General features: G+C 64.9%; 18 protein-coding genes. 9 read left to right on the forward strand and 9 right to left on the reverse strand.

From position 1 onward, the window contains the following. Positions 1 to 39 precede the first annotated feature (39 nt). The gene (locus PTT45_RS07695) at positions 40 to 963 is read right to left on the reverse strand and encodes an alpha/beta fold hydrolase (RefSeq protein ID WP_273812490.1); all 924 of its coding nucleotides are present in this window, start codon (positions 961 to 963) and stop codon (positions 40 to 42) included. Positions 964 to 1072: 109 nt separating this feature from the next. Here PTT45_RS07695 and PTT45_RS07700 point away from each other — a divergent pair, with 109 nt between their 5' ends. From PTT45_RS07700 to PTT45_RS07735, 8 genes are all read left to right on the forward strand, one after another. After that, on the forward strand, positions 1073 to 1915 hold the full coding sequence (locus tag PTT45_RS07700) for a substrate-binding periplasmic protein (protein WP_273812491.1): 843 nt from the start codon (positions 1073 to 1075) through the stop codon (positions 1913 to 1915). Continuing rightward, positions 1912 to 2262: a DUF4398 domain-containing protein gene (locus PTT45_RS07705; protein WP_273812492.1), complete on the forward strand. Its 351-nt coding sequence runs from the start codon at positions 1912 to 1914 to the stop codon at positions 2260 to 2262. Before PTT45_RS07700 ends, PTT45_RS07705 begins: the two co-directional genes overlap by 4 nt. 8 nt (positions 2263 to 2270) lie before the next feature. Further along, positions 2271 to 3068 (forward strand): OmpA family protein, encoded by a 798-nt coding sequence (locus PTT45_RS07710; RefSeq protein WP_443218164.1) that lies wholly within the window; start codon positions 2271 to 2273, stop codon positions 3066 to 3068. Between the two features lie 196 nt (positions 3069 to 3264). Continuing rightward, complete coding sequence (locus PTT45_RS07715; protein ID WP_273812494.1) at positions 3265 to 4701, forward strand: aminotransferase-like domain-containing protein; 1437 nt, start codon at positions 3265 to 3267, stop codon at positions 4699 to 4701. A 64-nt stretch (positions 4702 to 4765) separates the two neighbouring features. Further along, on the forward strand, positions 4766 to 6505 hold the full coding sequence (locus tag PTT45_RS07720; protein ID WP_273812495.1) for a vWA domain-containing protein: 1740 nt from the start codon (positions 4766 to 4768) through the stop codon (positions 6503 to 6505). Then, a complete protein-coding gene (locus PTT45_RS07725) occupies positions 6506 to 7090 on the forward strand; it encodes an RNA polymerase sigma factor (RefSeq protein WP_273812497.1) in 585 nt (194 codons plus the stop codon). Next, positions 7087 to 7992: a hypothetical protein gene (locus PTT45_RS07730; protein ID WP_273812498.1), complete on the forward strand. Its 906-nt coding sequence runs from the start codon at positions 7087 to 7089 to the stop codon at positions 7990 to 7992. Before PTT45_RS07725 ends, PTT45_RS07730 begins: the two co-directional genes overlap by 4 nt. 139 nt (positions 7993 to 8131) lie before the next feature. Then, positions 8132 to 8647, forward strand: coding sequence for a hypothetical protein (locus tag PTT45_RS07735; RefSeq protein WP_273812499.1), 516 nt, complete (start codon positions 8132 to 8134; stop codon positions 8645 to 8647). Here PTT45_RS07735 and PTT45_RS07740 read toward each other — a convergent pair. Both PTT45_RS07740 and PTT45_RS07745 read right to left on the reverse strand, forming a co-directional pair. Further along, positions 8644 to 9480, reverse strand: coding sequence for an alpha/beta fold hydrolase (locus PTT45_RS07740; RefSeq protein WP_273812500.1), 837 nt, complete (start codon positions 9478 to 9480; stop codon positions 8644 to 8646). The two genes, PTT45_RS07735 and PTT45_RS07740, sit on opposite strands and share 4 nt — an antisense overlap. 71 nt (positions 9481 to 9551) lie before the next feature. Further along, positions 9552 to 12149, reverse strand: a complete 2598-nt coding sequence (locus tag PTT45_RS07745) for an autotransporter domain-containing protein (protein WP_273812501.1) — start codon at positions 12147 to 12149, stop codon at positions 9552 to 9554. Between the two features lie 270 nt (positions 12150 to 12419). Here PTT45_RS07745 and PTT45_RS07750 point away from each other — a divergent pair, with 270 nt between their 5' ends. Next, complete coding sequence (locus tag PTT45_RS07750; RefSeq protein WP_273812502.1) at positions 12420 to 13097, forward strand: Fe2+-dependent dioxygenase; 678 nt, start codon at positions 12420 to 12422, stop codon at positions 13095 to 13097. Positions 13098 to 13155: 58 nt separating this feature from the next. Here PTT45_RS07750 and PTT45_RS07755 read toward each other — a convergent pair whose 3' ends face one another. From PTT45_RS07755 to PTT45_RS07780, 6 genes are all read right to left on the reverse strand, one after another. Beyond that, positions 13156 to 13974: an SDR family oxidoreductase gene (locus PTT45_RS07755; RefSeq protein WP_273812504.1), complete on the reverse strand. Its 819-nt coding sequence runs from the start codon at positions 13972 to 13974 to the stop codon at positions 13156 to 13158. A 68-nt stretch (positions 13975 to 14042) separates the two neighbouring features. Beyond that, positions 14043 to 16031, reverse strand: a complete 1989-nt coding sequence (atuF, locus tag PTT45_RS07760) for a geranyl-CoA carboxylase subunit apha (protein WP_273812505.1) — start codon at positions 16029 to 16031, stop codon at positions 14043 to 14045. Positions 16032 to 16050: 19 nt separating this feature from the next. Then, positions 16051 to 16848 (reverse strand): isohexenylglutaconyl-CoA hydratase, encoded by a 798-nt coding sequence (gene atuE / locus PTT45_RS07765; RefSeq protein WP_273812506.1) that lies wholly within the window; start codon positions 16846 to 16848, stop codon positions 16051 to 16053. 10 nt (positions 16849 to 16858) lie between these two features. Then, positions 16859 to 18019, reverse strand: a complete 1161-nt coding sequence (atuD, locus tag PTT45_RS07770; protein ID WP_273812508.1) for a citronellyl-CoA dehydrogenase — start codon at positions 18017 to 18019, stop codon at positions 16859 to 16861. 20 nt (positions 18020 to 18039) lie between these two features. Next, positions 18040 to 19656 carry a geranyl-CoA carboxylase subunit beta gene (atuC, locus tag PTT45_RS07775; protein WP_273812509.1) on the reverse strand — a complete coding sequence of 539 codons (1617 nt, stop codon included), beginning with the start codon at positions 19654 to 19656 and terminating at the stop codon, positions 18040 to 18042. 4 nt (positions 19657 to 19660) lie between these two features. Next, the gene (locus PTT45_RS07780) at positions 19661 to 20533 is read right to left on the reverse strand and encodes an SDR family oxidoreductase (RefSeq protein WP_273812511.1); all 873 of its coding nucleotides are present in this window, start codon (positions 20531 to 20533) and stop codon (positions 19661 to 19663) included. Positions 20534 to 20539: the final 6 nt, after the last annotated feature.

A 20539-nucleotide genomic window follows, 5' to 3' on the forward strand; every position in this document is an offset into this window, starting at 1 on the left:
CCGCTCATCGAGCGGGTTTTTTGTTTGTGCCTTCGACGCTTACAGGCTGTCGAGGAAAGCCTGGTAATGCTGGGCCGTTTCCTCTGGGCGCTCGAGCATCGGCGCGTGGCCGCAGTCCTTCATCACCACGATGGTGGGTTTCTTCAGCAGCGGCTTCATGACTCCGATGCTGGAAACATCCAGCACCCGGTCCTGGTCGCCCCACAGCACCAGTGTGGGGACCTGGATCTTCGGTAGTTCGGGCTCCAGCGGCACATAGCGTTCGCGCAGCTGGACGAAGATGCGATCGTACTGTTGCTGGTTGGCCATCGACTGTTCGGCGAAGTGGCGTTTTAGCGACTCCGGCAGCGGAGGCGGGTTGACGAAGACGAAGCGCATCAGCGCGTCGAAGTCTTCTGCCTTGCGCACCACCAGAGGGTTCGGCTTGCCGTTCTCGAGCATGGCGAACATCTCGCTCTTGCGTGGCGAGAGGATGCCGGAGTTGTTCAGCAGCGCAACGCTCGTCACCTGCTCGGGATAGCGTGCCGCGTAGAGTGCGGCGATGTGGCCGCCCATGGAGTTGCCGATCAGGTGCGGCTTGCTGATTCCCAGGGCCTGGACGAAGGCATGCAGGCGCTCGGTCTGGCTGGCTACATCGTAATTGACGTCAGGCTTGTCACTTTCACCAAAGCCCGGCAGATCCAGGGCGATCACCCGGTATTGCTGGCTGAAGTGACGAGCGAAGCGCAGCCAGTTGTCACGATTGGCGCCGAAGCCGTGGATCATCAGCAGGGTTTCGCCGTCGCGGGGGCCGCCTTCGTAGTAATGTATGGTCAGCCCGTCTACCTTGACCTCATGCGAGGACAGGCCGGCGCGCTGGCGCTCGATGAACTGCACGCTGGTGAGCAGCGCCGTAGGCGAGAAATAGAGAGTACCGGCCGCACAGGCCAGCAGCAGTGTTATTCCGATCGCAAGTTTTTTCATGGCGAATCCTTATCGCTAATTATTATTAGATGTGCCTGTTACGCTAGCATGAAGCAGGCAGGGCCGGTGTTGTCCGCCGCCAGCTACCTAGATCGAGTCGGGGCCACAGATGCAAAAACTCCTGTCGTTGACAACACTCTGCTCGCTGCTCGCAGCCCTGCTTTCGAGTGCGGTGCAGGCTGCCGGCAAGTGCGAGCGTCTGGTGGCTACCGGCAACCCCGAGTATCCGCCGTACCTGTGGCGCGATCCGCAGAGCCCGCAGCACCTGATCGGCGCCAATGCCGACCTGTTGACGCTGATCGGCGAACAGCTCGGCGTGAAGATCGAGATCATCTACACTGGCCCGTGGTCGCGCGCTCAGGACGAGGTGCGCACCGGCCGAGTCGACCTGCTGGCTGGCGCATTCCTCACGTTGCCACGCCTGGAGCACATGGATTACGTTCACCCTGCATTCTTCAACACGCCGAGCGTGGTCTGGGTGCGCAAGGGGCAGGGCTTCCCTTACACCGGTTGGGACGATCTGCGTGGCCGTGTTGGTGGCACCCTGGTGCACAACAGCTTCGGCCAGCAGTTCGATGCCTTCGCCAAGGCTAATCTCAGCCTCGAAGAGGTGCCCAGTCTGATCCAGGCCTTCCAGAAGCTGCTGCTGGGGCGTACCGACTATGTCGTGTACGAGCGCTATCCGGGCGTGGCGCTGGCCAACACCCAGGGCATGCTAGAGAGTCTGGAGACACTGGAGCCCCCGGTATCCAGCGAAGGCCTGTACCTGACCCTGTCGCACGATTCCGCATGCAATGACCCCTGGCTGCGCGGACAGCTGGCGAAAAAGATGACAGAATTGACCGCCGCCGGCCTGCCGGAAACCTTCCTGCAGCGCAATCTGGAGCGCTGGAAGACTCAGCAGATGCAAGCCGCCGACGTCCCCCCGCAAGAGCAGGAAAAGTCTCAGTGAATCGACTCCTAACCCTTGGCCTGGCAGTGCTGGTCCTGGCCGGCTGTGCCAACGACCCGGCGCCTGGCGAACAGATGCGCCTGAGCACCCAGGCCGTCGAGCAGGCCCGCGCCGTCGGTGCCGACCAGCAGATCGAGGAAATGCACATGGCCGAGCAGAAGCTGGCCCGTGCCGAGAAGAACATGGGCGAGGAAGACTACAAGCGCGCCCGCGTCTTCGCCGAGCAGGCCGAGCTTGATGCCCGCCTGGCTGAAGCCAAGGTGCTCAATCAGAAGAGTCAGAAGCAGCTCGACGAGCTGAACGCGCGCATCACCCGTTTGCGCAAGCAGCTGGGAGAACTGCCGTAATGTCGAAGATGATTCTGAGCAGCGGCCTGCTGCTGTCCCTGATGGTGCTCGGCGGTTGCGCCAGCCAGCACAGTCAGCAGGTGCTGAGCGAGGCCGAGGCGAGCTTCCAGCAGGTGAAGGAAGACCCCGATGTGCTGCGGAGCTCGCCCAAGGACGTAATCCGGGCGGGTGAGTCGCTGGCCCGCGCCGATCGCCTGTCCAATTACTGGGGTAGTGCCGATGACGTCGAGCACTACGCCTACCTCAGCCAGCGCTACAGCCAGATCGCCCGTCAGCACACTGACCTCAATCTAAATCAGGAGCGCCTGGTCAAGCTGGAGCTGGAGCGCGAACGCCTGCAGCTGGCCCTGCGCGAGGCCAAACTGCTGAGTGCCCAGCAGCAAGGGCAGTGGATGGAGGAGCAGGTGGTCAATCTGGCGGCCAGCGAGACCGACCGCGGCCTAGTGATGACCCTGGGTGATGTACTGTTCGACGCCGGCCGCACCGAGCTCAAGGCTTCGGCCAACCGCACCATTCTGCGGCTGGTGCAGTTCCTGCAGATCAACCCGCGCCGCAGTATTCGCATCGAGGGCTACACCGACAACCGTGGTGTCTCCGCTGAGAACCTCGAGCTGTCGCGCGCCCGGGCCCAGGCCGTGGCCGACGTATTGGTTGACCTCGGCATCGACGCCAAGCGCATGGAAGTGAAGGGCTATGGCGAGGCTCATCCGCTGGCGGAGAACGCCTCGGCCAAGGGTCGCGCGCAGAATCGTCGGGTGGAGATCCTCATTTCCGACGAGAGCGGCAAGCTCGGCGACTATCGCTGACAGCTACCCTTTGCTCACGAAAACCCCGGGAATCCCCCGGGGTTTTTTGTTTGTGCCGCCCGCGATAACGCACATTCAGATACACGGCTACGCTGCAACAGCTGAAACTGTACTGTTGGCATAAAGTAGGACTGTACCGCTACGCTAAATCTGTATTTGGCTACTGTTACGGTCCAGTCGCGCAAGGGGATATCTCATGACCAATTTGTTGCTTTACCAGCGCATCGCTCAGCAGTTGGCCGAGGATATTCGCCGTGGCGTCTACCAGCCGGGAGAGCGCGTGCCCTCGGTACGCAAGATGAGTTCCCAGCTCAGCGTCAGCCACGCCACCGTGCTGCAGGCCTACGCCAATCTGGAGGACATGGGCCTGATCCGTGCCCGTCCGCAATCCGGCTTCTACGTGCACCAGACCGCTGGCCTGACTGCGTCGACCCCTGACATCGCGCGCGTCGAGCGGCCGTCCATGGTCACCCGTAGCAGCATCATCAGCCAGGTGCTCAACGATTCGCGCCAGGACGGCGTGTTTCCCCTGGGCGCCGCCGTGCCGCACGTGGACTACCTGCCGGTGCGCTCGCTGCACCAGCAGCTGGCCAAGGTCACCCGCTTCCAGAGCCCGCGCGCGTTCAGCTACATGTTCAGCCCCGGCTACGAGCCGCTGCGCCGCCAAGTGGCGATCCGCATGCGCGATGCTGGCGTGGTGGTCGATCCGTCAGAGGTAGTGATCACCCACGGCTGCGTGGACGCCATCCACATGGCCCTGCGCGTACTGACCCAGCCCGGCGACCTGATCGCCGCCGAGTCGCCGACCTATTACGGCCTGCTGCAACTGGCCGAAGTACTCGGCCTCAAGGTCATCGAGATTCCCAGCGACCCGACCACCGGCCTCAGCCTGGAGGCCCTTCAGCTGGCCGCCAACCAATGGCCGATCAAGGCCCTGGTGCTCACTGCACGGCTGTCCAATCCGCTGGGCGGGAGCATTCCCGAGGAGCGCCAGAAGCAGTTGCTGCGCCTGACCGCCGACCACGGCATCCAGGTGATCGAGGATGACATCTACGGCGAGCTGCTGTTCGAGCCGGGGCGCAGTAAGGCGCTCAAGGCCTATGACCGTGACGATCAGGTGGTGTATTGCTCGAGCTTCTCCAAGACCCTGTCGCCCGGCGTGCGTATCGGCTGGATCATTGCCGGCCGCTATCAGGATGAGGTGGAGCGGTTGCAGACCTTCAGCACCCACTCGGCTTGCAGCGTGACGCAGATGGGCGTCGCGGCATACCTGGAGAATGGCGGCTACGACCGCCACCTGCGCCACATCCGCCAGGAATACCGCAAGAACATGACCGCCTACCAGCTGGCGGTACAGCAGCATTTCCCCGAGGGAACGCAGATGACCCGGCCCCACGGTGGCTTCATCCTCTGGGTCAGCCTGCCGGGCAAGGTCCGCGCCCAGGAGCTGCATGTGCGGGCGCTGCAGCAGGGCATCAGCATCGCGCCGGGGCTGATCTTCAGTAACACCGAGCAATTCAACAACTGCCTGCGTCTGACCTGCGGCGTGCCGTGGAATCGGGAGTCCGAGCGGGCCATCATGACGCTCGGTGCGCTGGTCAAGCAGCTCTGCCAGGAAAACAACAACGCTTAACCCGAAGCGGACGGTGGCTGCGTCTACTCAGGCGAATGGACTTTTCGCCCGAGGAGACCCCGCCATGTCCAGCATCGCCGTTCTGATTCGCCAACCCCTGCTCGCCGGCTTCGGCGCCACCTTGGTGCTGGGCCTGGCCGCCTGCAGCGCTTCCAACGATGAACCGGCCAGCCGTGCCGTGACGCCCCAGCTGGCCGAGCCCAAGGCCAAGCAGGAAGTGCTGCACGAGGAGGTCGATGCCAACGCCTCCTATGCGGCGCAGCCGGCGGCCGTGGCCGGCGCCCTGGAGGTGCGCAAGGCCATGCCGCAGAGCATGCCGATGATCGCCCCGGCGGCACCGATGGCCGACAGCGCCGCCTTCGGCTACCAGGATGCTTACCGCGAGCAGTACCAGAAGATCGAGAGCAGCCCGGTGCAGGCCGTGGCCCAGCAGCCGGTATCGACCTTCAGCATCGACGTCGACACCGGTGCCTACGCCAACGTACGACGCTTCCTCAACGATGGCAGCCTGCCGCCCAAGGACGCGGTACGCCTGGAGGAACTGGTCAACTACTTCCCCTATGCCTATCCCAAGCCTGAGGGCGACGTGCCGTTCAGCGTCGCCACCGAACTGGCAACCACGCCGTGGAACCCCGAGACCCGCCTGCTGCGCGTGGCGATCAAGGCCGCAGACCTGAGCGCCGCCGAGCTGCCACCGGCCAACCTGGTGTTCCTGGTCGACGTGTCCGGCTCTATGGATCGCCGCGAGGGACTGCCGATGGTGCAGAGCACGCTCAAGTTGCTGGTCGATCAACTGCGCCCGCAGGATCGCGTGGCTCTGGTCACTTATGCCGGCAATGCCAGCGTGGTGCTGGAGTCCACCGCCGGTAGTGAGAAGGCCAAGATTCGTACCGCCATCGACCAGCTCACCGCGGGCGGCTCCACCGCCGGCGAGTCGGGTATCCAGCTGGCCTATCAGGAAGCGCAGAAGGGCATGCTCAAGGACGGCATCAACCGCATCCTGCTGGCTACCGATGGCGACTTCAACGTCGGCATCAGCGACTTCGAGACGCTCAAGCAACTGGCCGCCGACAAGCGCAAGACTGGCGTGTCGCTGACCACCCTGGGCTTCGGCACCGACAACTACAACGAGCAGCTGATGGAGCAGCTGGCCGATGCCGGTGACGGCAACTACGCCTACATCGACAACCTGCGCGAGGCGCGCAAGGTGCTGGTCGACCAGCTCAGCTCGACCCTGGCGGTGGTGGCCAAGGATGTGAAGATCCAGGTCGAGTTCAACCCGGCCGAGGTCAGCGAATACCGCCTGCTGGGCTACGAGAACCGCGCCCTGAAGCGCGAGGATTTCAGCAACGACAAGGTCGACGCAGGCGAGATCGGCGCCGGACATACCGTCACCGCCCTGTACGAAGTGGTGCCGGGGGGTGCCAAGGGCTGGCTGGAGCCGCTGCGCTATGCCCAGGCCAAAGAGCAGGGCAAGGCCGGCGAGATCGCCTGGCTGCGTCTGCGCTACAAGGCGCCGGAAGGTGGTGCCAGCAAGCTGGTCGAGCGCCCGATCGCCAAGGGCGAGGTGACGCCGATTGCCAGCGCCAGCGACGACCTGCGCTTCGCTGCCGCCGTGGCGGCCTTCGCCCAGCAGCTCAAGGATGCCAAGTACACCGGCAGCTTCGGCCTGGCCGACAGCGCCAAGCTGGCGCGTGGGGCCAAGGGCGAGGATCCGTTCGGCCTGCGCGGCGAGTTCGTCCAACTGGTCGAGCTCGCGCAAAGCCTGCAAACTCCGCAAAACGTTCAAGTCAGGGCCGACTAATTGAACCAACCCTTGAGAGACGATGACGCCGCCTTGCTGCGGCGTTATCGCAATGGCGAGGCGGCGGCGTTCACGCAACTCTATGAACGCCACCGCCTCGGTCTGTTTCGTTTCCTGCTGGGCCTGTGCGGCGATCACGCACTGGCCGAGGAGGTGTTCCAGGAAACCTGGATGAGCCTGATCCGCAGCGCCAGCGAACAGCGCGAGGCGGTGCTGTTCAAGACTTGGCTGTACCAGATCGCGCGTAATCGCCTGATCGACCACTGGCGCAAGAGCGGGCGCCACCAGGGAAAGCTCGATGAGTACGACGAGGCGCAGCACGCCAGCGCCGACCCGGGCCCTGGTCCCGAGCAGCAGCTGCTGCTCAGCCGCGATCATGAGCGCCTGCAGGCGGCGCTGGCCGATCTGCCCGAGGAGCAGCGCGAGGTGTTCCTGCTGCGCGCCCACGGCGACCTTGAACTACACCAGATCGCCGAACTCACCCGTACTCCGGCTGAAACCGTGAAGAGCCGCCTGCGTTATGCGCTGAACAAGTTACGTCGGCTGCTGGCCGATCCGGCTTCGGCCGAGGAGGTATCCGCATGAGCCAACACGATCAAGATCTGCAGCAGGAACAGCAACTGCTGGAGCACTTCCGCGAGCACAGCCGGGGCGAACCGTCTGCCGCGCTGGACGCGATGATCCTCGCCGCCGCCCGTGAGGCAGTAGCACAGCCGCGGCTGAGCTGGTCGCAGCGCCTGCATGCCTGGCTGTTTGGCGCCGGTAGCCGCACCCGTTGGTCCATGGCCGTGGCCGGCCTGGCAGTGTTCGGTATTGGCCTCAACCTGACCTTGCATACCCGCGAGCAGCTGCCCGACAGCTACGACCGACCAGCGCCCGCCGCCGCGCAATCTCCAGCGTTGCGTGAGATGGCGCCACAGGTGGCTGGTGAGGCCCAGCCGGGTTCCGCCGAGTTCGAGCAGCGCAAAGCCGAGGCGGTGGAGAAGAAGGCAGCCGCACGCCAATCCATAGCCGGAGCCATGGAGCCGAATGCTTCCTTCTCGGTATCGCCGGCGGCTGCCGCTGCGCCGCGACCAATGGCCCCGGCCAAACCACAGCCGGCACCGCTGGAGGCCATGGCAGATTCCGCAGCGGCGTCTGCCGAGTTGGGTGCGGCGCGTGACGAGGCTCGTGCAAAGGCCCAGGTTCAGGCATCTGCCAAGGCCAAAGCCGCCGCCGAGGCGCGGGCCCAGGCTCCGGCAGGCAATGCGCTGCATGAGGAGCTGGGCGAGGATCAGCTGGCCGAGACCCTGGGCCATTCGGATGTGAATGAGGCGCCGCCATTGGAGCTGCAACTGCACAATGTGCTGCGCATGCGCCAGGCTGGGCAGCACGCCGACGCCGATCGCCTGCTGGCAATGCTCAAGCGGGAGTATCCGCAGGTGGACCTGGACGCCGAGCTCAAGCGCCTACAGGCGGAGTCGGAGGGGGCGGGGAGTTCGCGCTAATGGCCTTGGAGCGGCGCGCCTCCTGCCTGCTGTTCAAGCTGGCAGGAGGGCAGGGTGCAACATGGGGTAAAGCGTCTGGCTTGCCAGATGGCAGGGTAGGCGCGAGCATTAGGGCAGTTCTCTTGCCAACCTGCCCACCATGACAGCTTTCCGTGTAATAGCGCTGACTCTGGCTCTCGGCCTGCTGGCCGCCTGCGACGACTCGCCCAAGCCGCCCGCGCCGGCCAAGACGGCTCCGTCGGCCGAAATCACTCCACCACCGGCTGCCACCAAGCCGGCGCCGCAGAGCGCTGCGGTGAAGCCGCCAGCTGCAGAGCCGGTGAAGAAGAAAGAGCCGGCTGAGGTAGCGCCGAAGAAGGCTCCAGCGCTGACCGTGACCCCAGCGGCCAAGCCGCTGGTCAAGGCCAAGCCTGAACCCCTGCCGCCAGTGAAGCTCGATCTGCGCCTGCCGGACGAGCTGGTGCAGCAGCTGGAGCCCGGCGAGCCACTGGATAAACTGCCGGAGCAGCCGCCCCTGCTACCGCAGCTGTTCGTGGAAAAGCCGACCGAACCTGGTCCCTACCAGCTCAATGGCCGGTTGATCACCAACGACAAGGTCAATGACTACTGGGAGTCTGTGGAGGGCGCGGAGCTGCAGATCGAGTTCCGCAACTAATCCGTTTTCATCTGCCAGAGCTGTGGCCATTGCTCGGCCCAGCAGCAGTTGTGGTCATATTCAGGTACTACGCGCACCTTGGCGCGATGGCCCGGCGGATAGCCGGCGACAAATGCCTCGACCAACACCGGGGGGATCACGCGATCTTGCCCGCCAAGCAGATGCAGCTGCTCCACGCTGCCAAGCCGTGTGCGCAGGTCTGCCGGGTTGAGCGAATCGCTCAGTGGGGAAACACGGTGGTACTGGGTCCAGGCGGCATGGTCGAGATTGCCGGCCACGGTGACGACTCTGCGTACATCATCACGCCTGGCAGCCAGCAGGAGCGCCAAGGCACCTCCGCCGGAGTAGCCGACCAATACCAGGCTGCGGGCGCCTGCGCGGGCCTTCAGCTGGTCTGCGGCCGAGTCCAGGCTGTCGACTATTTCCTCGGCGAAGCGTGCACCGGTCCAATAGCGCCGATTGCACGGAGGTCGCTCCGCACCCAGGTACTGACAGGGACGCCCCAGATAGGCCACGGGGCCGCTGGGTTGGGCTAGTGCCAGACGCAGTGCGAGTGGATTGAGGGGCGTCGGATCGGCAGAGGGTTGGCGGGAGCTGAGCCAGGCCAAACCGTCGCCTTCGAGATAAATCGTCAGCTCATCACTGGCCGCTGGTTGTGCTTTCGCCGCATAGCTCTGCAGGTCGAATATGCCAGCGTGCAGTTGCAGGTTCTGCCAGTCGCGACTTTGCGCCAGCTGGGTGGCCAGTTGGCTGCGTTGTTCGGGGGGGGGTGGGGAGGTGCAGCCGCTGCTCAGCAGTAGAGTGCAGAGCAGCGTTGCGAAAAGGCGGGGCATGATGGCTCCTGCAGGCAAGAGCCGAGGATACGCCGCCCGCAGCTGTAATACAGCCACTGGCGGCGCCGGCCTCAGAAGGCCCAGCGTGCCTTGAGCGATGCACCCTGTTGGGTGAAGTCGCTGCGGGCTTCGGCGTCGTAACGCAGGCTGACTTCGGTACCGCCTTCCAGGGTGTGGGTCAGGCCCAGGCCGGCGCGTGCCAGCCAGGGCTCCATATCCATCCCCGGAGTCTTGAACGCGGCACCCGCGGCGCCGGCGTAGGTGGAGGTGATGGAGCTGTCCTCGTCGATCACGTCATAGCCTGCACCCAGGTTGGCACTGAGCACGGTGGCTTCGCTCAGGCTGTAGTCGACCTTGCCATCGACGCTGAGCAGCAGCTCTTCGGCATCGTTGCTGTCGACATCCAGATTGAGGGCGCCGGCACCTTTCTCGTGATACGACTCGGACTCGATCCAGGTGTAGTCGGCGCGTACCGACGGCACGAAGGTCAGCTGCTCGGACAGGCGCAGGCTATGGCCGATGCCGATGCCGGCATGCACGTTGTAACCGTCGTAGTCGGCCTTGGCGGTGGTGCCGGCGAACGGCATGTGACGCGTGCTTTCGTTGCGGTTCTGGCCAGCATCGAGCTGGAAGTTCAGCTCGGTGTCGGGAGCCAGGGCATAGCTGCCGTAGCCGATCAGCTGGAAGGTATCGATCTGCGCATCCTGCGGGGCGATGCTGGAATCGCTGTCGACATTGGTCTCTGCGTAGGCGAACGCCAGGCCCAGGCGAGTGGTTTCGGAGACTGCGGCGTCGGCACCGATGGCCAGGCCCTTGGTGTCGGCGTCGTAGCCAGAGATGCCACTACGCTCGTCCTGATCGGCCCAGGAGCCGAAGGTCTTGATCCACAGGTTCTGCTCGGACAGCGGAGCGTCGCCGGAGGACAGGCCGCTGTTCTCACCTTGGCGCGACTGGATGATGCGGTTGATGCCAGCCAGGGTGCGGCCGGTGGCGTTGCTGGTGTTGCCGGCAACGGTGGGCAGGGTCTGGGTGACGGCGTCAGAAACTTCCTGCTCGCTGGTCAGGCCGACGAAGTTGGCGGCCAGCTCACCATTCGGATCGTTTTCGATGGCTTCGTCCAGCACGTTGGCGGCGCCTTCGGCCGGGTTGTTGCCGGTGCTCTGCACGCTATCCAGCACGCTGGCGGCCTTGGCCAGGGTCAGATCGACGGTGTTGCCGTCCTTGACCGCGCTGAAGTTGAACAGCTGCGAGTTGTCGCTGACGGCGAAGGTGCCATCGCTCTGCAGAGTGGTAGCGCTGAGCACATCCTGCAGGCTCTTGGCGCTGAAGGCGTAGTTCGGGTTGCTCACGTCGACCACGATCTTGGCATTGCTGGCCAGCTTGGCAGTACCGTCGACGACCAGCTTGCCGTAGCTGCTATCGCTGGCCACACCGATTTTCAGGGTGCCGCTGGAGGCCTGGGAGTAGTTGCCGTGGATGGTGCCGGTAACACCGGCCGCCAGGCTCAGGGTACCGGCGTTGCTGAAGCCGCTGAGGGTAGTGATGCCGGCGTCGAGCTCACCGCTGCTGCTGGTGCCTGTGCCCATCCTCAGGGTGGCACCGTTCTCGATGACGAAACGATCCACTGCATAAGCGTTTTCGTTGCTGAAGGTGGCGCCAGACTTGAGGGTGAAGGTGCTGCTAGTCGAGAACACATCGCCAATCACGCGGGCTTTGGTGCCGGTAATGTCGATGTTGTCGATGCTGGAGCCATCTTCGGCTACAGCGATGGCCAGGTAGGGGCTGCTGATGGTGCCACTGTTGGTGAGGCGGTCGATATGCGAGTCGAACAGCAACTGAATAGCGAAGTCTTCACCACTGATGGTGCCGCTGTTGTTGACATGACTAATCGCGGAGCCAGAGTCTGCAACCAAGCCAGCGCCATCGCTGCTGATGGTGCCGCTGTTATCGATCTGTTCGACAATGCTTTGCATCACGCCAAGGCCGTACCAGCCACCTGTGATGGTACCGCTGTTGTTGATCAGACTGGTGCTGGCATCGCCCAGCAGCATGCCGTATCCGCCCCCGCTGATCAGGCCGCTATTGGTGATGCCATTGGTCACGCTTGTGCCGATCAGGACAACCCCGGCGACGTTGGTGCCGAGAATAGTGCCGGCATTGTCGATATGGCCAAGGGTTATGTCGTACTGCTGCCCATCTGCGTAAATACCGATTTCTGCGCCCTGGATAGTGGCTCCGGCCAGGTTGCTGATACTGGTACCGGTGAGCACACCTTCTCCGGCTTCCAGCAGGATCGCAGCGCTAGGATCGCCCATGCTACTGATGTCGGCCGAGACAATGCTGCCGGCGTTGCTGATGGTGCCGAAGGTACCGCTGTAAACCAGAACGGCAGGGTCTGTTGCTACGGTGAGGCTGCCGGTATTGGTGACAGTGGCGCTGCTGCCGCTGTAGAGGTAGCAGGTGTAGGTTTCGGCATTGCTGATAGTGGTGGTGATACCGGAGCCACCACAGAAGGCGGATGCCTGTGCCCCACTGGCTATCAGGCTAAGCCCAGCCCCCGCCAACAGCAGGGTACCGCCACTGAGTTTGCCGCGTGCGCTGGTGTGCTCGTCGACTACGACGAAGGCATTGCGGACATGGCTCCAGACAATACGAAAAGCTTTGTTCATGATTTCCCCTGGGAAGCCGAGCAAGGAAGCTCGGCAAACGATGCGAAAGCGGTTTTTGACGTGTTGTTTAGCAGGAGTCGCGCTCTTGTCGGCGCGTTCCTTGTGTGGCCGCCAGTGGATGGCAGATTGATGGCATTTTGCCTGAATATATTGGTACGTGGGTGCCGTTTACGGCCAACGAGGGCGAGGTTTTGTTGTGACCAGCGCTATACAGCCGGCCGATGCCCTGTTTTCATACCCGCCGATACCGGCCTCTGGAGTTGATTGGCGATGATGGTGCATATCCCGCGGGTGCTGGGTCCGCAGCAAGTGGCCGAGTGCCGCCAGCTTCTGCTGCAGGCGCATTGGGTTGATGGCAAAGGCACGGCAGGCCACCAGGCCATCACGGTCAAGGACAACCTGCAGCTGCCGGATGACTCGGGCGAGGCCAAGGCGGTTGGGCAGGTGATTCTTCAGGCACTGGAGCGCAATCCACTGTTCATCTCGGCGGCCTTGCCGCAGAGCATCCTGCCGCCGCGTTTCAACTGCTACCAGGGCGGGCAGGCCTACGGCGCGCATGTCGACAACGCCATCATCGCGAATCAGGGCCAGCGCATGCGCACGGACTTGTCGGCCACGCTGTTCCTCACCGAGCCGCAGGAGTACGACGGTGGCGAGTTGCTGGTGGACGATACCTATGGCGCACACAGCGTCAAGCTGGCCGCTGGCGACATGATCCTCTATCCCTCCACCAGCCTGCATCGGGTCAACCCGGTGACGCGTGGTGCACGGATCAGTGCCTTCTTCTGGATCCAGAGCATGGTGCGTGACGATGCTGAACGCAGCCTGCTGTTCCAACTGGACAACAGCGTGCAGCAACTCAATCGCGAGCTGGGTAACGGGCATGCCAGTTGTGCTCAGCTGACCGGGGTCTACCACAACTTGCTGCGGCGCTGGGCCGAGGTTTGATGAAGGAAAAGCGCGCCAGTCCAAGGGGAGGATGACTGGCGCGCGGTAACGCAGGGTTTCAGTCGACGAACAGGTCGGTCATCAGCTTGCCAGCAGGGTCGTAGCGGTATTGCTCGAAGTCGCTTTGGCCCTGTTCGCGGAGGATTTCCTCGTCGATCAGCAGGCGGCCGCTGATCGTGCGTTCGCTGCTGGCGAGGATGGCGCAGGCGGCGTCGGCCATGATTGCTGGCAGGCGCGCGGCCTTCATCACTGCCGGGCCGCCGGCTTCGAATTCGATGGCGGCGGTGGCGATCACCGTCTTCGGCCACAGCGAGTTGACGCTGATGCCGTACTTCCTGAATTCCTCGTGCATGCCCAGGGTCAGCATGCTCATGCCGTATTTGGTGGTGGTGTAGGGGCCGTAGCTGGCGAACCACTTGGGGTCGAGGTTGATCGGTGGCGACAGGCTGAGGATGTGCCCCTTGCTCTGCTTCAGATAGGGCAGCACGGCCTGGCTGCAGACCATCACCGCGCGGCTGTTGATCTGGTACATCAGGTCGAAGCGCTTGGGCTCCAGGTGCTCGACGCCCTTGAGGCGGATGGCGCCGGCGTTGTTGATCAGCGCGTCGATGCCGCCGAAGTGGGCGGCGGCCTGGGCCATGGCGGCCTTCACTGCTTCTTCGTCACGCACGTCCAGTTGCAGGGCCAGGGCCTTGCCGCCAGCGGCTTCGACCTCGGCAGCCACCGAGTAAATGGTGCCCGGCAGCTTGGCGTGGGCCTCGGCGCTCTTGGCGGCGATGACGATATTGGCGCCCTGGGCGGCGGCCTTGAGGGCGATTTCGCGGCCGATGCCGCGGCTGGCACCGGTGATGAACAGGGTTTTGCCTTGCAGAGACATGCGGGTGCTCCGTAGCTCGTTGTTCTTGTTGATCGGCGGATCACGGGGGGCATGGCGCCCCCGGAATGTCAGGCTTCGGCGGCTTCGACTTCCACCAGCAGCTGGCGATTCTTCACCTGGTCGCCTTGGCTGACCTGCACGCGGCGGATCACGCCGTCGATGCCGGCCTTGAGCGGGTGTTCCATCTTCATCGCTTCCAGCACCACCAGCAGCTGGCCCTTGCTGACCTGCTCGCCTTCGGCCACCAGCACTTCGACGATCGCACCATCCATCGGCGCCTTGACCGTGCCGGAGCTGGCGGCGTTCTGCCCGCCGGCTGGTTCGTGAGTGACGTCGGTGAGTTCCAGGTTGCCGTTATGGCCATACAGCCACAGCTGCTCGCCGGCCAGGTGATAGGCGCGGCGCTGGCGGATGCCGTCCAGCTCCAGGGTGGCCCAGCGGCCGTCGCTGGCCAGCAGGCGCAGCTCGACGCTTTGCTCACCGATCTGCGCGCGCAGCAGCGGCTGTTCGCCGGATTCCACCACCTGCAGCTCGACCGCGTGTTTCTGCTCGCCCTGCTTGAGCACGAAGCTCCACGGCGCGCCGCTGCTGTTACGCCAGCCGGCCAGGCCGGACTGGTGCGCATTGGCGCCGGCCGAGGCCTGGTAGAGCAGGGCGGCGGCGGTAGCCAACTCGGCTGCAGCCGGCGCTTGTGGCGTCAGGCTCGGGTCATTGGCGAAGTGCTCGCCGATGAACGCGGTGGTGGCATTGCCGGCGGCAAATTCGGGGTGCGCCAGCAGGTTGGCGAGGAAGCGCTGGTTACCGTTGACGCCCAGTAGCACGCAGTCCTCCACGGCGCGTACCAGCTTGCGCCGGGCCTCGTCGCGGGTGGCGCCGTAGGCGATGACCTTGGCCAGCATCGGGTCGTAGAACGGGGTCACGGCCTGGCCTTCGACCAGGCCGTGGTCGATGCGTACGCCGTCGCGCAGTGCCGGTTCCCAGCGCAGCACCTGGCCGGTCTGCGGCAGGAAGTTGTGCGCCGCATCTTCGGCGTACAAGCGCACTTCCATGGCATGGCCGGTGAGGCGGATTTCTTCCTGCTTGAGCGGCAGCGGCTGGCCCTCGGCTGCGCGGATCTGCCAGGCGACCAGATCCTGGCCGGTGATCAGCTCGGTGACCGGGTGCTCGACCTGCAGGCGGGTGTTCATTTCCAGGAAGTAGAAGGCGCCGCTGCTATCCAGCAGGAATTCCACGGTGCCGGCGCCGACGTAGTTGACCGACGCAGCGGCCTTCACTGCCGCCTCGCCCATGGCCTGGCGCAGCTCGGGCGTCATCACCGGGCAGGGCGCTTCCTCGACCACTTTCTGGTGGCGGCGCTGCACCGAGCAGTCGCGCTCGCCGAGGTAGACGATGTTGCCGTGCTGGTCGCCGAATACCTGGATTTCCACGTGACGCGGCTGAATCACCGCGCGCTCGAGAATCAGCTCGCCGGAGCCGAAGGCGTTCTGCGCTTCGGAGCGGGCGGTGCGGATCTGCGCAGCCAGTTCGGATGACTCATGCACCAGGCGCATGCCGCGGCCACCGCCGCCGGCGCTGGCCTTGATCATCAGCGGGTAGCCGATGCGCTCGGCTTCGCGGGCCAGGGTCTCGTCATCCTGGGCCGCGCCTTCGTAGCCGGGGATGCACGGCACGCCGGCTTCGAGCATGGCGATCTTCGACAGGCGCTTGCTGCCCATCAGGTGGATGGCTTCCACGGTCGGGCCGATGAAGACGATTCCGGCCGCCTCGCAGGCGCGGGCGAAGTCGGCGTTCTCGGAGAGGAAGCCATAGCCGGGGTGGATCGCGTCGGCGCCGGTTTTCTGCGCGGCGGCGATGATGTTGTCGATCACCAGGTAGGACTGGTTGACCTGCGCCGGGCCGATGCACACGGCTTCGTCGGCCAGTTGCACATGGCGGGCGCCGGCGTCGGCCTCGGAGAATACCGCCACGGTGCGGTAGCCGAGGTCCTGGGCGGTGCGCATCACCCGGCAGGCGATCTCGCCGCGGTTGGCGATCAGAATCTTGTTGAAGGCGGGCATCGTCGTGCTCCTGCTGTTGTTATTGAGCCCAGGAGGGCTTGCGCTTCTGCACGAAGGCCATGGTGCCTTCCGCGCCTTCGCTGCCCAGCACCGCTTCGGCGAACTGGCCGGCGGCGTGGTCGAGCAGGCTGCCGAGGTGTTCCGTCTCGGTGGCCAGCAGCAGCGCCTTGGTCGCCGCATTGGCGCCGGGGGCGCACTGGCGGATCTGCTGCAGGCATTCGGCGAGGCGGTCGACCACGGCCTGGTCGTCGGCCTCGCAGAAGTGCACCAGACCCAGGCGCAGGGCTTCGGCACCGTCGAAGCGGGCGGCGGTCAGGGCCAGGCGACGGGCCTGGGTCAGGCCGATGCGCTTGACCACGAACGGGGCGATCTGGGCCGGCAGAATGCCCAGGCTGGTTTCCGGCAGGCCGAACTTGGCGCCCTGGTGGGCGATGGCGATATCGGACACGCAGGCCAGGCCGAAACCGCCGCCGAGCACCGCGCCTTCCAGCACGGCGACCAGCACCTGCGGCGCACACTGGGCTTCCTCCAGCAGGCTGCCGAAGGCGCGGTTCAGCTCACGGTAGGCGTTGCCACCCTTGGCCCGCGCACCGGCCATGTCCTTGATGTCGCCGCCGGCGCAGAAGTGGCCGTCGGCACCGCGCAGCACCAGGGCGCGCACGCCCTGGTCGCCACGCACCGCGCGCAGTACGGCGCGCAGTTCCTCGACCATCGCCAGGCTCATGGCGTTGCGGCTTTCCGGGCGGTTGAGGGTGACGTAGAGCACGCCCTCGACCTGTTCCAGCAGCAGGGTTTGGCAGTTCGGCAGTTCGGCCATGGTCGCGTCCTCAGCCTTTCTTCTTGCCGGGCAGAATGCCCATCAGCTTGCAGATGATGCCGAGCATGATTTCGTCGGCGCCGCCGCCAATGGAGACCAGGCGCACGTCGCGGTAGGCGCGCGATACCGGGTTGTCCCACATGAAGCCCATGCCGCCCCAGTACTGCAGGCAGCTGTCGGTGACTTCGCGGCCCAGGCGGCCGGCCTTGAGCTTGGCCATGGAGGCCAGCTTGGTGACGTCCTTGCCTTTCACGTACAGCTCGGTGGCGTGATAGACGAGGGCGCGCAGGGCTTCGATCTCGCTCTGCAGTTCGGCCATGCGGAAGTGGATGACCTGGTTGTCGATCAGCGGCTGGCCGAAGGTGTGGCGCTGCTTGCAGTACTCGATGGTGCTGTCCACGCAGTACTCCAGGCCCTTGATCATGTTGGCCGCGCCGAACATGCGCTCTTCCTGGAACTGCAGCATCTGCATCATGAAGCCGGCGCCTTCGTGGCCGATGCGGTTGCGCTGCGGCACGCGCACGTTGTCGAAGAACACCTGGGCGGTCTCCGAGCTGCGCATGCCGAGCTTGTCCAGGTGCGGGCTGAGGGTGATGCCCGGGGTGTTCATCGGCACCACGATCAGCGACTTGTTGACGTGGGGCTTGTCGTCGCTGGTGTTGGCCAGCAGGCAGATGAAGTCGGCAGACGGCGAGTTGGTGATCCACATCTTGCTGCCGTTGATCACGTAGTCGTCACCGTCCTTGCGTGCGGTGGTCTTCAGCCCGGCCACGTCGGAGCCGGCGCCGACCTCGGAGACGCCGATGCAGCCGACCATGTCGCCGGCGATGGCGGGGCGCAGGAATTCCTCGCGCAGCTCATCGGAGCCGAAGCGCGCCAGGGCCGGGGTGCACATGTCGGTCTGCACGCCGATGGCCATCGGGATGCCGCCGCAGTGGATGGTGCCGAACTCTTCGGCGGCGACCACCGAGTAGCTGTAGTCCAGGCCCATGCCGCCGAATTTTTCCGGCTTGGAGATGCCCAGCAGGCCAAGGTCGCCGGCCTTCTTGAAGATCTCGTGCATGGGGAATTTGCCGGCCTTTTCCCACTCGTCGACGTGCGGGTTGATTTCCTTGTCGACGAAGTTGCGGACGGTGCGGCGGAGTTCGTCGTGTTCCTGGGTAAAGATCATTTTTATTGTTCTCCGAAGGGTTACAGGCGGGCGACGCCGAACGAGTTGGATTTGAGGGGGCGGACATTGGCCTCGGCGCAGATGTCGAGCAGGAAGCCGAGCAGCTTGCGCGTATCACGCGGGTCGATCAGGCCGTCGTCCCACAGGCTGGCGGTGCCGTAGAGCGCGGTGGACTGGCTGTCGAGCTTCTGCGCGGTGGCCATTTCCAGCATGTCGAGCATCTTCGGGTCGGCCTCCTTGCCTTCCTTGCGGTGCTTGTCCTCGGTGACGATGCGCAGCACCTTGCCGGCCTGGGCGCCGCCCATCACGGCGGTCTTGCTGTTGGGCCAGGCGAAGATGAAGCGTGGATCAAGACCTCTACCGCACATGGCGTAGTTGCCGGCGCCGTAGGAGCCGCCGACGACGATGGTCAGCTTTGGCACGGTGGCGTTGGCCACGGCCTGGATCAGCTTGGAGCCGTGCTTGATCACGCCGTTCTGCTCGGACTCGGTGCCGACCATGAAACCAGTGGTGTTGTGGAAGAACAGGATCGGCGTGTTGCTCTGCTCGCACAGCTGGATGAACTGCGCCGCCTTGGCCGCGCCGCGCGGGGTGATCGGCCCGTTGTTGCCGATGAAGCCGCAGGGCTGGCCTTCGATGGCCAGGTGACCGCAGACGGTCTGGCTGTCGAACTCGTTCTTGAAGTCGAGGAAGGTCGAGCCGTCGGCGATGCGCGCGATGATCTCGCGCACGTCATAGGGCTTCTTGGCGTCGGCGGGGACAATGCCGAGCAGCTCCTCGCTCGGGTACAGCGGCTCGCGCCAGGTCTTCTGCGGGCGCGCCGGCAGTTGCGCGTTCCACGGCAGCAGGCTGGTGATCTCGCGGGCCAGGCGCACGCCGTCGGCGTCGTTCTCGGCCAGGTATTCGGCGGTGCCGGCGACCTGGGCGTGCATCTCGGCGCCGCCGAGTTCCTCGTCGGTGGCCACTTCACCGGTGGCGGCTTTGAGCAGGGGCGGGCCGGCGAGGAACATCTTGGCCTTGCCGCGCACCACCACCACGTAGTCCGACAGGCCCGGCTGGTAAGCCCCGCCCGCGGTGCTGGAGCCGTGCACCACGGTGATCTGCGGCAGGCCCATGGCGGACATGCGCGCCTGGTTGGCGAAGCCACGCGCGCCTTCGACGAAGATGTCGGCGGCGTAGTTGAGGTTGGCGCCGCCGCTCTCGGCCAGGGTGATCACCGGCAGTTTGTTCTCCACGGCGATCTGTTGCAGGCGCAGGGATTTCTTCAGGCCGGTGGGCGAGATGGTGCCGCCCTTGATCGCGCTGTTGTTGGCGATCACCAGGCTGCGCACGCCGGCCACGTAGCCGATGCCGGCGATGATGCCGCCGCCGGCCTGGGTGCCATCCTTGTCGTCGTGCAGCTTGTAGCCGGCCAGCGAGGACAGTTCGAGGAACGGCGCGCCAGGGTCGAGCAGCAGGTTGATGCGTTCGCGCGGCAGCAACTGGCCGCGCTTGACGAATTTGGGCTTGGCCTCGGCGGCCTTGTCCAGCACCTTCTGCTCGACATCGCGGAAGGCGCCGATGGCGGCCAGCATGGCCTGGCGGTTCTGCGCGAAGCTGTCGCCGTGGACATCGATTTCGGATTGGATCACCGGCATCGCATCACTCTCCCTGGTCTTTCAGTACATCGGGCACGTAGGCGCGATGGAAGCCGTTGTAGGACTCGCTGTTTTTCGCCTTGCCCAGCGTCCAGGCGCGGGTGCCTTGGCTGGCGGCGCCGTCGATGCGGATGGTGTTGCCGCTGATGAAGTTGGCGCCGGGGGAGAGCAGGAAGACGATGGCCGCGGCCACTTCCGACTCGGTGCCGATGCGCTGCAGCGGCACGTGGTCCTTGAGCGAGCGGATCATGTTCTTCATCGACTCGGGGTAGGTGTCCATGCCGCTGGAAGCGATCCAGCCCGGCGCCACGGCGTTGACCCGCACACCGGCGTGGCCCCACTCGTAGGCCGCGGTCTTGGTGAAGTTCTCCATGCCGGCGCGGGCGGCACCGGAGTGGCCCATGCCGGGCATGCCGCCCCACATGTCGGCGAGCATGTTGACGATGCTGCCTCCGGTCTTGCTCATGCTCTGGCTGAACACTTCGCGGGCGATCAGGAAACCGCCGACCAGGTTGGTGCGCACCACCGTTTCGAAGCCTTTCTGGTTGATCGACACCAGCGGCGCGGGGAACTGGCCGCCGGCGTTGTTGACCAGATGGTGGATCGGCCCGCGCTCGGCGATCACCGCCTTGACCATGGCCTTGACCGCTTCTTCCTCACGGATGTCGCAGACGGCAAAGCTGGCGCTGCCGCCGTCCTCGGCGATCTCGCCGCAGGTGGCTTCCAGCTTCTCCAGCCTGCGCCCGACCAGCACCACATGGGCGCCCAGGTGCGCCAGCTCGTGGGCCACGCAGCGGCCGATGCCGCTGCCGCCGCCGGTGACCAGGATGGTCTGGCCGGCGAACAGGCCGGGTTTGAAGACTGAGTCGTATGCCATTGTTAT

It is taken from the genome of Pseudomonas sp. Gutcm_11s (assembly GCF_028649395.1).
Classification (GTDB): Bacteria; Pseudomonadota; Gammaproteobacteria; order Pseudomonadales; family Pseudomonadaceae; genus Aquipseudomonas.